Genomic DNA, 1,175 nt, shown 5'->3' with positions numbered 1-1,175 from the left:
CGCTCGACCGCGAGCGCGACGCCCATCCCGCCGCCGATGCACAGCGACGCCAGCCCGCGCTTCGCATCGCGCTTGGCCATTTCGTGCAGCAGCGTCACCAGGATCCGGCAGCCCGACGCGCCGATCGGGTGGCCGATCGCGATCGCCCCGCCGTTCACGTTCACCTTCGACGTGTCCCAGCCCATCTGCTTGTGCACCGCCAGCGCCTGCGCCGCGAATGCCTCGTTGATTTCCATCAGGTCCAGGTCGCCCGGCGTCCAGCCCGCGCGCTCCAGCGCACGGCGCGATGCCGGCACCGGCCCCATGCCCATCACGCTCGGATCCACCCCCGCGTTCGCGTACGCCTTGATCCGCGCCAGCGGCGTCAGGCCGAGCGCCGCCGCCTTCTGCGCCGACATCACCAGCACTGCCGCCGCGCCGTCGTTCAGCCCCGACGCGTTCGCCGCCGTTACCGAGCCGTCCTTCGAGAACGCCGGCTTCAGCCCCGCCAGCGATTCCGCCGTCACGCCGTGGCGCACGAACTCGTCGGTCGCGAACTGCAGCGGCTCGCCCTTGCGTTGCGGGATCGACACCGGCACGATCTCGTCGTCGAAGCGCCCGGCCTTCTGCGCGGCTTCCGCCTTGTTCTGCGACAGCGCCGCGAACGCGTCCTGCTCCTCGCGCGTGATCCCGTATTCCTTCGCGACGTTCTCCGCCGTGATGCCCATGTGGTACTGGTTGTACACGTCCCACAGGCCGTCGACGATCATCGTGTCGACCAGCTTCGCGTCACCCATCCGGAACCCGTCGCGCGAGCCCGGCAGCACGTGCGGCGCCGCGCTCATGTTCTCCTGCCCGCCCGCGATCACGATCTCCGCGTCGCCCGCCACGATCGCGTTCGCCGCCAGCATCACGGCCTTCAGGCCCGAGCCGCACACCTTGTTGATCGTCATCCCCGGCACTGCGCTCGGCAGGCCGGCCTTGATCAGCGACTGGCGCGCCGGGTTCTGCCCCGAGCCCGCCGTCAGCACCTGGCCCATGATCACTTCGCTCACCTGCTCGGGCTTCACGCCCGAACGCTCCAGCACCGCGCGAATCACCGTCGCACCCAGCTCCGGTGCCGCGATCTTCGCGAGCGAGCCGCCGAATTTGCCGACCGCGGTCCGCGCGGCCGATACGATCACTACGTCCGTCAT

The 1,175-nt window shown here is 70.2% G+C and carries 1 protein-coding gene; it reads right to left on the bottom strand.

Features of this window, described 5'->3' with window-relative positions; genetic code table 11:
* Positions 1–1,175 (bottom strand): acetyl-CoA C-acetyltransferase (locus DIE12_RS37690; RefSeq protein ID WP_148091661.1); only part of this gene is annotated, 1,175 nt, incomplete at both ends.

Source organism: Burkholderia sp. Bp9015, assembly GCF_003853505.1.
GTDB lineage: Bacteria > Pseudomonadota > Gammaproteobacteria > Burkholderiales > Burkholderiaceae > Burkholderia.
This window is presented reverse-complemented; position numbering and strand designations above follow the sequence as displayed.